At 68.8% G+C, this 12467-nt stretch carries 12 protein-coding genes; 3 read left to right on the forward strand and 9 right to left on the reverse strand.

Annotation, left to right across the window (positions count from 1 at the left end; genetic code table 11):
* Positions 1–108: 108 nt before the first annotated feature.
* From ACZ4WS_RS35230 to thyX, 3 genes are all read right to left on the reverse strand, one after another.
* The gene (locus tag ACZ4WS_RS35230; protein WP_467986896.1) at positions 109–1794 is read right to left on the reverse strand and encodes a ribonuclease J; all 1686 of its coding nucleotides are present in this window, start codon (positions 1792–1794) and stop codon (positions 109–111) included.
* A 137-nt stretch (positions 1795–1931) separates the two neighbouring features.
* Positions 1932–2831 carry a 4-hydroxy-tetrahydrodipicolinate synthase gene (gene dapA, locus ACZ4WS_RS35235; protein WP_467986898.1) on the reverse strand — a complete coding sequence of 300 codons (900 nt, stop codon included), beginning with the start codon at positions 2829–2831 and terminating at the stop codon, positions 1932–1934.
* Between the two features lie 210 nt (positions 2832–3041).
* On the reverse strand, positions 3042–3782 hold the full coding sequence (gene thyX / locus ACZ4WS_RS35240; protein ID WP_467986899.1) for an FAD-dependent thymidylate synthase: 741 nt from the start codon (positions 3780–3782) through the stop codon (positions 3042–3044).
* 220 nt (positions 3783–4002) lie between these two features.
* Here thyX and ACZ4WS_RS35245 point away from each other — a divergent pair, with 220 nt between their 5' ends.
* Together ACZ4WS_RS35245 and ACZ4WS_RS35250 are read left to right on the forward strand one after the other, a co-directional pair.
* Positions 4003–4242: a hypothetical protein gene (locus ACZ4WS_RS35245; protein WP_467986900.1), complete on the forward strand. Its 240-nt coding sequence runs from the start codon at positions 4003–4005 to the stop codon at positions 4240–4242.
* Positions 4243–4332: 90 nt separating this feature from the next.
* Positions 4333–4890 (forward strand): hypothetical protein, encoded by a 558-nt coding sequence (locus ACZ4WS_RS35250; RefSeq protein WP_467986901.1) that lies wholly within the window; start codon positions 4333–4335, stop codon positions 4888–4890.
* Positions 4891–4976: 86 nt separating this feature from the next.
* Here the strand turns inward: ACZ4WS_RS35250 and ACZ4WS_RS35255 are convergent, their stop codons facing one another.
* From ACZ4WS_RS35255 to rpsO, 5 genes are all read right to left on the reverse strand, one after another.
* Positions 4977–5459, reverse strand: coding sequence for a hypothetical protein (locus tag ACZ4WS_RS35255; RefSeq protein ID WP_467986902.1), 483 nt, complete (start codon positions 5457–5459; stop codon positions 4977–4979).
* A 31-nt stretch (positions 5460–5490) separates the two neighbouring features.
* Positions 5491–6243: a 4-hydroxy-tetrahydrodipicolinate reductase gene (gene dapB / locus ACZ4WS_RS35260; RefSeq protein ID WP_467986903.1), complete on the reverse strand. Its 753-nt coding sequence runs from the start codon at positions 6241–6243 to the stop codon at positions 5491–5493.
* 37 nt (positions 6244–6280) lie between these two features.
* The gene (locus tag ACZ4WS_RS35265; protein ID WP_467986905.1) at positions 6281–7660 is read right to left on the reverse strand and encodes a M16 family metallopeptidase; all 1380 of its coding nucleotides are present in this window, start codon (positions 7658–7660) and stop codon (positions 6281–6283) included.
* The gene (locus ACZ4WS_RS35270; protein WP_467986906.1) at positions 7657–9873 is read right to left on the reverse strand and encodes a polyribonucleotide nucleotidyltransferase; all 2217 of its coding nucleotides are present in this window, start codon (positions 9871–9873) and stop codon (positions 7657–7659) included. The genes ACZ4WS_RS35265 and ACZ4WS_RS35270 overlap by 4 nt, the downstream gene beginning before the upstream one ends.
* A gap of 360 nt (positions 9874–10233) precedes the next feature.
* The gene (gene rpsO, locus ACZ4WS_RS35275) at positions 10234–10521 is read right to left on the reverse strand and encodes a 30S ribosomal protein S15 (protein WP_028802543.1); all 288 of its coding nucleotides are present in this window, start codon (positions 10519–10521) and stop codon (positions 10234–10236) included.
* Between the two features lie 266 nt (positions 10522–10787).
* Here rpsO and ACZ4WS_RS35280 point away from each other — a divergent pair, with 266 nt between their 5' ends.
* Entirely contained in the window at positions 10788–11084 is a 297-nt protein-coding gene (locus ACZ4WS_RS35280) for a DUF397 domain-containing protein (protein WP_467986908.1), read from the forward strand.
* A 161-nt stretch (positions 11085–11245) separates the two neighbouring features.
* On the opposite strand, the gene ACZ4WS_RS35285 is transcribed toward ACZ4WS_RS35280, so the two are convergent.
* Positions 11246–12283: an outer membrane protein assembly factor BamB family protein gene (locus ACZ4WS_RS35285; protein ID WP_467986909.1), complete on the reverse strand. Its 1038-nt coding sequence runs from the start codon at positions 12281–12283 to the stop codon at positions 11246–11248.
* Between the last annotated feature and the right edge of the window lie 184 nt (positions 12284–12467).

Raw genomic sequence — 12467 nt, forward strand, 5'->3', positions numbered from 1 at the left:
TGTTGTTGTTTGTTTCCCCCCCCCCCCCCCCCCCCCCCCCCCCCCCCCCCCCCCCCCCCCCCCCCCCCCCCCCCCCCCCCCCCGCTCCGGGTTGGCGCGTGCGAGGGGTCAGACCTCGACGACGACCGGGAGGATCATCGGGCGTCGGCGGTAGTTGTCCGAGACCCACTTGCCCAGCGTGCGGCGGATGAGTTGCTGCAGCTGGTGGGGCTCGACCACACCGTCCTGGGCCGAGCGTTCCAGGACTTCCGTGATCCTCGGGATGACGTCCCCGAAGGCGGAGTCCTCGATGCCCGAGCCGCGGGCCTGGATGTGCGGGCCACCGGTGATCTTGCCTGTGCTCGAGTCGATCACCAGGAAGACCGAGATGATGCCCTCGTCGCCGAGGATGCGCCGGTCCTTCAGCGCGGGCTCGCCGACGTCACCGACCGAGAGGCCGTCGACGTACACGTAACCCGCCTGGACCTTGCCGGAGATCTTGGCCTTGCCCGCGACGAGGTCGACGACGACGCCGTCCTCGGCGATGACGATGCGGTCGTGCGGGACGCCGGTGAGGGCGCCCAGCTCAGCGTTGGCGCGCAGGTGGCGCCATTCGCCGTGGACCGGCATCAGGTTCCGCGGCTTGCAGATGTTGTAGAAGTACAGCAGCTCGCCTGCGGAGGCGTGGCCGGACACGTGCACCTTGGCGTTGCCCTTGTGGACGACGTTCGCGCCCCAGCGGGTCAGGCCGTTGATGACGCGGTAGACCGCGTTCTCGTTGCCCGGGATGAGCGACGAGGCCAGGATCACCGTGTCGCCCTGGACGATGCGGATCTGGTGGTCGCGGTTGGCCATGCGGGAGAGCGCGGCCATCGGTTCGCCCTGGGAGCCCGTGCAGACGAGGACGATCTCGTGGTCCGGGAGGTCGTCCAGTGTCTTGACGTCGACCACCAGGCCCGGCGGGACCTTCAGATAGCCCAGGTCACGCGCGATGCCCATGTTGCGGACCATCGAGCGGCCGACGAAGGCGACCCGGCGGCCGTACTCGTGGGCCGCGTCCAGAATCTGCTGGATGCGGTGGACGTGGCTGGCGAAGCTCGCCACGATGATCCGCTTGCGGGCGCCCGCGAAGACCTGGCGCAGCACGTTCGAGATGTCGCGCTCGGGCGGTACGAAGCCCGGGACCTCGGCGTTCGTGGAGTCCGAGAGGAGAAGGTCGATGCCTTCTTCGCTCAGGCGTGCGAACGCGTGCAGATCCGTGAGCCGGCGGTCCAGCGGGAGCTGGTCCATCTTGAAGTCGCCGGTGTGGACGACCATGCCCGCAGGGGTGCGGATGGCGACCGCGAGGGCGTCCGGGATGGAGTGGTTGACCGCGACGAACTCACAGTCGAAGGGACCGATGCGCTCGCGATGGCCCTCGGCCACCTCAAGCGTGTACGGGCGGATGCGGTGCTCCTGGAGCTTCGCCTCGATGAGGGCGAGGGTCAGCTTGGAGCCGATCAGCGGGATGTCCGGCTTCTCGCGCAGGAGGTACGGGACACCGCCGATGTGGTCCTCGTGGCCATGCGTGAGGACGATCCCCTCGATGTCGTCGAGGCGATCCCTGATGGACGTGAAGTCCGGCAGGATCAGGTCGATTCCGGGCTGCTCCTCCTCGGGGAAGAGCACTCCGCAGTCGACGATCAGCAGGCGGCCGCCGTACTCGAAGACCGTCATGTTCCGGCCGATTTCACCGAGGCCGCCGAGCGGGGTGACGCGCAGGCCACCCTTCGGGAGCACCGGCGGTGCGCCGAGTTCAGGATGCGGATGACTCAAAAGACTCTCCTCACCACGCGCGCCACGTACCTGGCAAGGCACGTGGCGCGCGTGACGTTCGTGCAGTAGCAGTTGTCTGTGTGGGGTGCAGGCCGCTGGCCTGCGTTGTCGTACGTATTCAGTTGTGAAGTCTGTGGTTAGAGCTGTACCCCGCCGGCGGCAAGATCGATCTTGAGCTGAGCGGTCTCCTCGGGCGACAGCTCGACCATCGGGGCGCGCAGCGGTCCGGCGGGCAGGCCCTGGAGGGCGAGCGCGGCCTTGGTCGTGATGACGCCCTGGGTGCGGAACATGCCCGTGAAGACCGGGAGCAGCTGCTGGTGGATCTCGGTGGCCTTGTGGACGTCGCCCGAGGTGTACGCGTCGAGCATGGCGCGCAGCTCCGGGGTGACGACGTGACCGACGACCGAAACGAAGCCGACCGCGCCCACGGAGAGCAGCGGCAGGTTCAGCATGTCGTCGCCGGAGTACCAGGCGAGGCCGGAGCGAGCGATGGCCCAGCTGGCCCGGCCGAGGTCTCCCTTGGCGTCCTTGTTGGCGACGATACGCGGGTGCTCGGCGAGGCGCACGAGCGTTTCGGTGTTGATCGGGACGCCGCTGCGGCCGGGGATGTCGTACAGCATGACCGGCAGTTCGGTCGCGTCGGCGATGGCCGTGAAGTGCCGGTACAGGCCCTCCTGCGGGGGCTTGTTGTAGTACGGCGTCACGGTCAGCAGGCCGTGCGCGCCGGTCTTCTCTGCGGCGCGGGCCAGCTCGATGCTGTGGTGGGTGTCGTTCGTGCCGACGCCGGCGACGATGTGGGCGCGGTCGCCGACCGCCTCCAGCACGGCTCGTACGAGATCCGATTTCTCCGCGTCGCTGGTGGTCGGGGACTCGCCGGTGGTGCCGTTGATGATCAGGCCGTCGTTGCCTGCGTCCACCAGGTGGGTAGCGAGCCGCTGAGCGCCGTCGAGGTCGAGTGCGCCATCCGCCGTGAAGGGCGTGACCATGGCGGTGAGGACCCTCCCGAAGGGGGTCTGCGGAGTGGAGGTCGGAGCCATGGGTAACACGCTACTCGCTGCTCAACGCGTGGTCTGCCCTCGGGAGACACGACAAAACATGACAAATGTGGAACCCGGCACTGCCTGCTCGGGGGTTCAAGCAGTGCCGGGTCCGTTTGATCAGGCTAGATGAACTTCTCGAAATGCCGCAATACGGACACCTCGCTCGACTGATCCGTACATCTGTGCCGGAAGGCGTGCGGGAGCGCGCTACGGCGCCACGCGCCCGTTGCCATTGAAGGCCGCGTAGGTGAGCGGCATGAGGTTGGCCCACTCCGCCTCCATCTTCTCGCCGACCATCTCGATCTCGCGCTGCGGGAAGGACGGGACCTTGGCCAGCTCGTGCTGGGTGCGCAGGCCGAGGAAGTGCATCAGCGAGCGGGCGTTGCACGTCGCGTACATCGAGGAGAAAAGGCCGACGGGCAGGACCGCACGGGCGACCTCGCGGGCTACGCCGGCGGCGAGCATCTCCTGGTACGCCTCGTACGCCTGGCGGTACGAGTCCTCCATCACACGGCCCGTGAGCTCCTGCTGGGCCTGGGTGCCCTCGACGAAGACGTACTTGCCGGGGCGGCCCTCCTGGACCAGCTTGCGGGACTCGTCCGGGACGTAGAAGACCGGCTCGAGCTCCCTGTACCGGCCCGATTCCTCGTTGTACGACCACCCCACGCGGTGCCGCATGAACTCGCGGAAGACGAAGATCGGGGCGCTGATGAAGAACGTCATCGAGTTGTGCTCGAAGGGGCTGCCGTGCCGGTCCCGCATCAGGTAGTTGATCAGGCCCTTTGAGCGCTCCGGGTCCTTCTTCAGCTCGTCCAGGGACTGCTCCCCGGCGGTGGAGACACGGGCGGCGAACAGCACGTCGGCGTCGGACGCCGTGTGCTTGATCAGCTCGACAGTGACATCGCTGCGGAAGCTGGGCTTGAGGTCGTCGGCGGGGGTGTCGGTCACGGTGTGGAGGGTCCTTCCCATCAGGCTCGGGCGGCGCCCACTCTACGGCCCGGCACTGACAACGGGGCGTTCGGTACCGTGCCGCGACATTCACCGGCGAACTTCTGCGAATTCGGTGATTCTGGGCACCTCTTGGGTCGCTCGCTCGTCTGTATTGGTGACAGCGACTTCGTTCGAGTCACCAGATCCGTCCGATACCTCCATAGGAGAAGCAACCCCCATGTTCCGTCGGCGCGAGCCCGTCCCGTTCGCCTTCATCGCCGAAGCCGACAAGTTCCGCAGCAATGTCGCTCCCCCGCCCCGCCAGCGGGCGTCCGTCGGCCAAAGAGCCGGCGGGTGGCTCATAGGTCTCACCGTCGTCGCCGGGCTCGTGGGCGCCCTGGTCCTGGGGATGCCCGCCCTGTCGCTGGACCAGTCACCTGCGACGACGCAGCATTCCGAAGCGTCGAACGGCCGCTGACTCTTCCGGCCCCCCAAGGGTGGTGAGCAAGCACCCGGCTCGATAGCCTCACCGGGCACAGCCCATGCGTGGATTGAGTGAGGATCAGTCGTGCCCCTGCCCTTCCTGACGGCGGACCGCGCTTTTGACGAGGCGGCGGAGGATCTCGCGCTGCCGTACGACGACCGCGACCGCTGGCGGCGTCCCTACCGGCCCGGGCCGTGGCGGGTGGGCGCGGCCGCGCTCATCCTGCTGCTCGCCTCGTACGTGCTCTTCGCGGCGGTGATCATCGGAGTCGCCGGGAAGGTGTCCGCCGCCGCGGCCTGTCTCGGCGGGGCCGCGGCCGTCATACTCTGCGCGCTGCGGCTGCTGCGGGTGGGCGTCTGGGTGAGCGCGCAGGGGCTGCGCCGGGTGAGCTTCTTCCGTACCAGTACGGGGCCGTGGGAGCAGGTCGTCGCCGTACGGACGGTGCAGCAGCCGGTGCGCTGGCTCGGGCTGCCGCGCACCGTTCAGGGGCAGGCACTGGTCCTCGTGCGCAAGGACCGTGCGCCGGAAGGTCAGCCGCCGCTGCTGACCACGCACAACGCCGACTTCCTGGCGCGTATGGAGGCCTTCGACCGGGCGGCGGACGCCGTCGAGGTGTGGGCGGACGAGTATCGGCGGGGCTGAGCCCGAGCGGCAGTCACCGGCACACAGTCACCGGCACACGAAGGGGCCGGTCCGCACTCCGCGGACCGGCCCCTTCGACGTATCGCTCAGTACCTCTCCGTACGTCCCATCTCGCAGGCCTCCACGGGAGGCCTGCCCTCGCGCAGCGCGATCGCCCGCTGCATCGCCTTGCGGGCGCGCGGGGTGTCGCGGGCGTCGTGATACGCGACCGCGAGGCGGAACCAGCTGCGCCAGTCGTCGGGGGCGTCCTCGGTCTCGGCCTTGCGCTTGGCGAAGACCTCGTCGGCCGAGTCCCGGTCGATGCGGCCACCGGCGGTGCGCCTCAACTCGTCGACGGGCAGGCCGCCTTCGGCATCCAGCTCGGCGGCGAGCCGGTTGGCCTTCCGGACGAACTGGGTGTTCTTCCAGAGGAACCAGATGCCGATGACCGGCAGGATCAGCACCGCGACACCGAAGGTGACGGTGATCAGGGTGCCGTTCTGGATGAGCAGCACGCCTCGGCTGCCGACCAGGACGAAGTAGACGACCAGGGCGGCGGCCGTGACGGCGTAGGTGATCTTCGCGCGCATGTCTGTCAGCTATCTGTAGCCGTCCCTCGGCTCAGCCGAGGTCCAGGAAGTGTTCCAGGCCGAAGGTGAGGCCCGGCGTGCTCACCACGCGGCGGGCGCCGAGCAGGATGCCCGGCATGAAGCTGCTGTGGTGCAGGGAGTCGTGGCGGATGGTGAGGGTCTCGCCCTCGCCGCCGAGCAGGACCTCCTGGTGGGCGAGCAGACCGCGCAGGCGCACCGCGTGCACCGGGACGCCGTCTACGTTGGCGCCGCGGGCGCCGTCCAGGGCGGTGACCGTGGCGTCGGGCTGCGGGGCGCTGCCCGCGCGCTCCCGGGCCGCGGCGATGAGCTGGGCGGTGCGCGTGGCGGTGCCGCTGGGGGCGTCCACCTTGTTCGGGTGGTGCAGCTCGACGACCTCGACGGACTCGAAGTACGGCGCGGCGACCTCGGCGAACTTCATGGTCAGTACGGCCCCGATGGAGAAGTTGGGCGCGATGAGCACGCCCGTCTCCGGGGACGCGGCCAGCGAGGTGTTGAGCTGCGCGAGGCGCTCGTCGGTCCAGCCCGTCGTACCGACCACCGCGTGGATGCCGTGCCGGACGCAGAAGTCGAGGTTGCCCATCACCGAGGCCGGCGTGGTCAGCTCGACCACGACCTGGGCGCCCGCGTCGACCAGTGTCTCCAGCTTGTCGCCGCGGCCCAGCGCCGCCACCAGCTCCATGTCCTCGGCGGCCTCGACGGCTCGTACCGCCTCGGCTCCGATCCGGCCCTTGGCACCGAGGACCGCCACGCGCAGCTTGCTCATTGCTTCGTTCCTAACAGAGACCTTGCAGAGACAGGAATTACGCGACCGCGTCGTGCAGACGGGACGCCTGCTTGTCCTTGAGCGGGCCGATGACCGACAGCGAGGGCCGCTGTCCCAGGATGTCGCCGGCGACCGAGCGGACCTCGTCCGGGGTGACCGACGCTATCCGGGCCAGCAAGTCGTCGACGGACATCTGCTCGCCCCAGCACAGCTCACTCTTGCCGATACGGTTCATCAGCGCGCCGGTGTCCTCGAGGCCGAGGACGGTGGAGCCCTGGAGCTGGCCGATGGCGCGGCCGATCTCGTCGTCCGAGAGTCCGTGCTCGGCGACGTGGTCGAGCTCGTCGCGGCAGATCTTGAGCACGTCGTGGACCTGGCTCGGGCGGCAGCCCGCGTACACGCCGAAGAGGCCGCAGTCGGCGAAGCCCGAGGTGTACGAGTACACGCTGTAGGCCAGGCCGCGCTTCTCGCGGACCTCCTGGAAGAGGCGGGAGGACATGCCGCCGCCGAGGGCGGTGTTCAGGACGCCCAGGGCCCAGCGGCGCTCGTCGGTGCGGGCCAGGCCCGGCATGCCGAGGACGACGTGGGCCTGCTCGGTCTTGCGGCCGAGCAACTCCACGCGGCCCGCGGTGCGGATGGCGCGGCGGCCGTCGCGCGGGGCGATCGGCTCGGTGGCGGTCTCCCTGAGGGCGCCCGCCTTCTCGAAGGCGGCGCGGACCTGGCGTACGACCTTGTTGTGGTCGACGTTGCCCGCGCAGGCCACGACCAGGTGCGTCGGGTCGTAGTGCTTCTTGTAGAAGCGGCGGATGCGGTCGGCGCTGAGGGCGTTGACCGTGTCCACCGTGCCGAGGACCGGGCGGCCGAGGGGGGTGTCGCCGAGCATGGTGTGCGCGAACAGGTCGTGCACGCAGTCGCCCGGGTCGTCCTCGGTCATCGCGATCTCTTCGAGGATCACGCCGCGCTCGGCGTCCACGTCCGCCTGCTCGATCAGCGAGCCGGTGAGCATGTCGCACACGACGTCGATGGCGAGCGGGAGGTCGGTGTCGAGCACGCGCGCGTAGTAGCACGTGTACTCCTTCGCGGTGAACGCGTTCATCTCGCCGCCGACCGCGTCGATGGCGGAGGAGATGTCCAGGGCGCTGCGCTTGTGGGTGCCCTTGAAGAGCAGGTGCTCCAGGTAGTGCGTGGCGCCGTTCAGCGTCGGCGTCTCGTCGCGGGAGCCGACGTGCGCCCAGATGCCGAAGGTGGCGGAGCGGACGGAGGGGAGGGTCTCGGTGACGATGCGCAGGCCGCCGGGGAGGGTGGTCTTACGGACCGTACCGATGCCGTTCTCGCCCTTGATGAGGGTTTGGGTACGGGCGACGGCCCGCGCCTCCGAAGAGGTGCGGGCCGTCGCCGTGGAGCTACTAGACGTCACTTGTCGGTGTCGTCCTTCTTGTCGTCGCCCTCTTCGCCCTCGACCACGGGGATGAGGGAGAGCTTGCCGCGGGAGTCGATCTCGGCGATCTCGACCTGGACCTTGGCGCCCACGCCGAGCACGTCCTCGACGTTCTCCACGCGCTTGCCGCCGGCGAGCTTGCGGATCTGCGAGATGTGCAGCAGACCGTCCTTGCCCGGGAGCAGCGACACGAACGCACCGAAGGTGGTCGTCTTCACGACCGTACCCAGGTAGCGCTCGCCGACCTCCGGCATGGTCGGGTTGGCGATCGCGTTGATCGTGGCGCGGGCGGCCTCGGCCTGCGAGCCCTGGGCGGCACCGATGTAGATGGTGCCGTCGTCCTCGATCGTGATGTCGGCGCCGGTGTCCTCCTGGATCTGGTTGATCATCTTGCCCTTGGGGCCGATGACCTCACCGATCTTGTCCACGGGGATCTTGACGGTGATGATCCGCGGGGCGTTGGGGGACATCTCGTCCGGCGTGTCGATCGCTTCCATCATCACGTCGAGGATGTGGAGGCGGGCGTCGCGGGCCTGCTTGAGGGCCGCGGCCAGGACGGAGGCCGGGATGCCGTCCAGCTTGGTGTCGAGCTGGAGAGCGGTCACGAACTCCTTGGTGCCGGCGACCTTGAAGTCCATGTCGCCGAAGGCGTCCTCCGCACCGAGGATGTCGGTGAGGGCGACGTAGTGCGTCTGGCCGTCGATCTCCTGGGAGATCAGACCCATGGCGATACCGGCGACGGGGGCCTTCAGCGGCACACCGGCGTTCAGCAGCGACATGGTGGAGGCGCAGACCGAGCCCATGGACGTCGAGCCGTTGGAACCGAGGGCCTCGGACACCTGACGGATCGCGTAGGGGAACTCCTCGCGGGTCGGCAGGACCGGCATGATCGCGCGCTCGGCGAGCGCGCCGTGGCCGATCTCGCGGCGCTTCGGGGAGCCGACGCGGCCGGTCTCACCGACGGAGTACGGCGGGAAGTTGTAGTTGTGCATGTAGCGCTTGCGGGTCACCGGGGAAAGGGTGTCCAGCTGCTGCTCCATGCGGAGCATGTTGAGGGTGGTGACGCCCAGGATCTGGGTCTCGCCACGCTCGAACAGCGCCGAGCCGTGCACGCGCGGGATGGCCTCGACCTCGGCGGCGAGCGTACGGATGTCCGTGACGCCGCGGCCGTCGATGCGGACCTTGTCCTTGATGACGCGCTCGCGGACCAGCTTCTTGGTCAGCGCGCGGTACGCGGCGGAGATCTCCTTCTCGCGGCCCTCGAAGGCCGGGAGGAGCTTCTCGGCGGCGATCTCCTTGACGCGGTCCAGCTCGGCCTCGCGCTCCTGCTTGCCGGCGATGGTGAGCGCCTGGGAGAGCTCGCTCTTGACCGCGGCGGTCAGGGCCTCCAGGACGTCGTCCTGGTAGTCGAGGAAGACCGGGAACTCGCCGGTCGGCTTGGCGGCCTTCGCGGCGAGGTCGGCCTGGGCCTTGCATAGGACCTTGATGAAGGGCTTCGCGGCGTCCAGACCGGCGGCGACGACCTCCTCGGTCGGCGCCTCGGCGCCGCCCGCGACCAGCTGGATGGTCTTGTCGGTGGCCTCGGCCTCGACCATCATGATCGCGACGTCGCCGTCCTCCAGGGCGCGGCCCGCGACGACCATGTCGAAGACGGCGTCCTCGAGCTCGGTGTGCGTCGGGAACGCGACCCACTGGCCGTTGATCAGCGCGACGCGGACGCCGCCGATCGGGCCGGAGAAGGGCAGACCGGCCAGCTGGGTGGACGCGGAGGCGGCGTTGATCGCCACGACGTCGTACAGGTGGTCGGGGTTGAGGGCCATGATCGTCGCGACGACCTGGATCTCGTTGCGCAGGCCCTTCTTGAAGGACGGGCGCAGCGGGCGGTCGATCAGACGGCAGGTGAGGACGGCGTCCTCGGAGGGACGGCCCTCGCGGCGGAAGAAGCTGCCGGGGATCTTGCCGGCGGCGTACATCCGCTCCTCGACGTCCACCGTGAGGGGGAAGAAGTCGAGCTGGTCCTTGGGCTTCTTGGAAGCACTGGTGGCCGACAGCACCATGGTGTCGTCGTCCAGGTACGCCACGGCGGAACCGCCGGCCTGCTTGGCCAGGCGGCCCGTCTCGAAGCGGATGGTGCGGGTGCCGAAGGAACCGTTGTCGATAACGGCCTCGGCGTAGTGGGTCTCGTTCTCCACTAGCGTTTTCTCCTCGTCTTCGTCCCGTCCTGCCCGTGTGGCAGGGGGACGGTGGCGGAGAGCGCTCCTTCTGGTGCGGGCCGGTCTTCGATCGAAGCACCCGGGGCTCGTTGCCCGGGGGCCACTACCGAGGACCGGCGGCGGCGAGGTGCGCTGCTCCTCGTTCGTTGTCGTGATGGGCCCTACCCGGCGGGTATGGCTTCATCACGCTGTGTCGTACGTGCTGTGTCGTGCGTATTGCGTTGTGCTACCACACTACAAAGCGTCAGTGACACTCCGCACGTACAGAGCATGTACGGCAGCACGTACAGCAAAGGGAGCGGCTCCCCAAGATGTGGGAACCGCTCCCTTCACGGCGTCTTACTTGGCGCCCGCCGCACCGCGGCGGATGCCCAGGCGGTCAACCAGCGTACGGAAGCGCTGGATGTCCTTCTTGGCCAGGTACTGCAGCAGGCGGCGACGCTGGCCGACCAGGATCAGCAGACCACGACGGGAGTGGTGGTCGTGCTTGTGGGTCTTGAGGTGCTCGGTCAGGTCCGAGATCCGGCGCGAGAGCATGGCGACCTGGACCTCGGGGGAGCCGGTGTCGCCCTCCTTCTGACCGAACTCGCTGATGATCTGCTTCTTCGTAGCGGCGTCGAGCGACACGCGTACTCCTCGTAGTCTCTGAGTGGCCACCGAGTGCCCCTGGTCCACATCTCAGGGGAGCTTCCGTTACTCGGGAGGCGGGGATCCGCTGGGCGCGGCCTCCAGAGCGGTGAGCTCCGGGGGTGCGTACACAAACGGCCGTTACACAGGGTACCAGCCTGGGAGGAGGCGGCTGTCCAGGTCCTCGAACCGCCCCGGGCGGGAGGGATCAGGCCACTAGGGTGACCGTACAGGTCATTCGCACGTGGGGAAGGGGCCGCCGGAACATGGCCGAGGAAGCGGACAACGACGTCAAGGCGCGCAAGGAGCGGGAGAAGGACGAGCTCTACGCCCTCGACATCTCGGGCGTCGAATGGCACAGCGCACCGGGCACGGAGGAGCACGAGGAGCGGGTCGAGATCGCGAATCTGCCCGGGGGCGCGGTGGCCATGCGTTCCTCCCTCGACCCGGACACGGTCCTGCGCTACACGGAGGCCGAGTGGCAGGCCTTCGTGCTCGGGGCCCGGGACGGGGAGTTCGATCTGGAGCCGGCGCCGCACAACGGCGGGCTCGCGGCGGAGTAGGCGAGCAGGCGGAGCGGAGTAGGCGGAGCAGGCGGAGCGCAGCAGGCGGAGCAGGCGGAGCGCAGCAGGCGGAGTAGCGGGGCCTGGCGCGTTCGCGGTCCAGCAGCAGAGGGGAGGCGGCCGGTGCGGCGTGTGGGCCGCACCGGTCCCTCCCCGGCGTCCTACTTGGCGCTGCGCATCGAGGCGCTGCTCGCGATACCGAAGAAGGCCCGCACCGGGTCCTTGGGATACTTGTAGTCCGCGACCAGCTCCCTCTTCGCGAAGTAGACCCGGCCCTGTTCGACGATGATGTCCGACTGATCCGGATTGTCGAACTGGCCGTCGCTGCTGTCGTCGTTCGGCAGGTGGAAGAGCAGGAACGGGGTCTCCTTGCCGGTACGCGCATCCAGGCTGACCACTGCCGCGGGGCCGATGTCGTCGCTGGTCGCCCGGTAGACCAGGAGCTTGTCGCCGCTCGTCTTCAGCGGGTAGATCGGCTGACCCTCCCGCCCGTCGAACTTGCGCAGCGTCTTGCCCGTCGCGGCGTCGAACCCCATGATCCAGTTCGACTCCTGGCCGTTCTCGGAGCCCACCTTGCTCGCGACGAAGATCTCGGTGCGCCCCACGACCATCGCGTCACAGTTCTCCACCACGCCGAAGCGCGACGCGCCGAAGTACCGGACGCCGCACATGGGGTCGTAGGTCTCGCCGTGGAGGGAGATCGTGGCGGCGTGCCTGCCCTGCGAGTCAAGGGTGATCAGGTCCGTCACCGTGGTGTCCCCGGCCCCGACGGCGAGCACCGGCGGATCGGACGAGGGCAGAAAAGCGGTCGTAATGCCCTTGGCGACCTTGTACGTCCACTGGACCTTGCCGGTACGGGGATCCAGCTTCTGCACCTCGTACGTGACGTCGGGCATGCACCTGACCAAGGCAAGAAGGGCGCGCCCGCCGGCGAACCCGCGGTCCTCGCACTTGGAGACGCTCGTGCTCTTCCAGAGCTGCCCGCCGTCCTTCATGTCGTACGCCACCGAGCCCTGATCCCACGCGACGGCGACGGTGCCCCGCGTCATGGTCAGGTTCGTGTTCGTCACGAACGCGGAGGTGGCCTCGGGCATCTTCGACTGCCAGAGCTTCTTGCCGGTGTCGATCTCGAAGAACACCACCTCGTCGCAGACGCCCTCGGTCGGGGATCCCTTGGGCTTGGGGGGGCTGGACGACAACGGCCGTACGACCGTCCGCGGTCACTGGCTTGGTCGTCGCGCAGATGTGGCCGCCGAGCTTGAGGGTCCACGCCTTGTCGCCGCCGTACCGGTCGACCTTGAAGCCGATGATCTCGTCGGCGATGCCCTTGGCAAAGATCTCGCCCGTCGCCCAAGTACCCGGCGCGTAGCGGGGGTTGACGTC

The organism is Streptomyces sp. NPDC029292, from assembly GCF_055569295.1.

Bases quoted from the DNA above. Each gene is read 5' to 3' on its own strand.
- dapA (WP_467986898.1), bottom strand. From the start codon at position 2,831: ATGGCTCCGACCTCCACTCCGCAGACCCCCTTCGGGAGGGTCCTCACC.
- ACZ4WS_RS35245 (WP_467986900.1), top strand. From the start codon at position 4,003: ATGTTCCGTCGGCGCGAGCCCGTCCCGTTCGCCTTCATCGCCGAAGCC.
- ACZ4WS_RS35255 (WP_467986902.1), bottom strand. From the start codon at position 5,459: ATGCGCGCGAAGATCACCTACGCCGTCACGGCCGCCGCCCTGGTCGTC.
- dapB (WP_467986903.1), bottom strand. From the start codon at position 6,243: ATGAGCAAGCTGCGCGTGGCGGTCCTCGGTGCCAAGGGCCGGATCGGA.
- ACZ4WS_RS35280 (WP_467986908.1), top strand. From the start codon at position 10,788: ATGGCCGAGGAAGCGGACAACGACGTCAAGGCGCGCAAGGAGCGGGAG.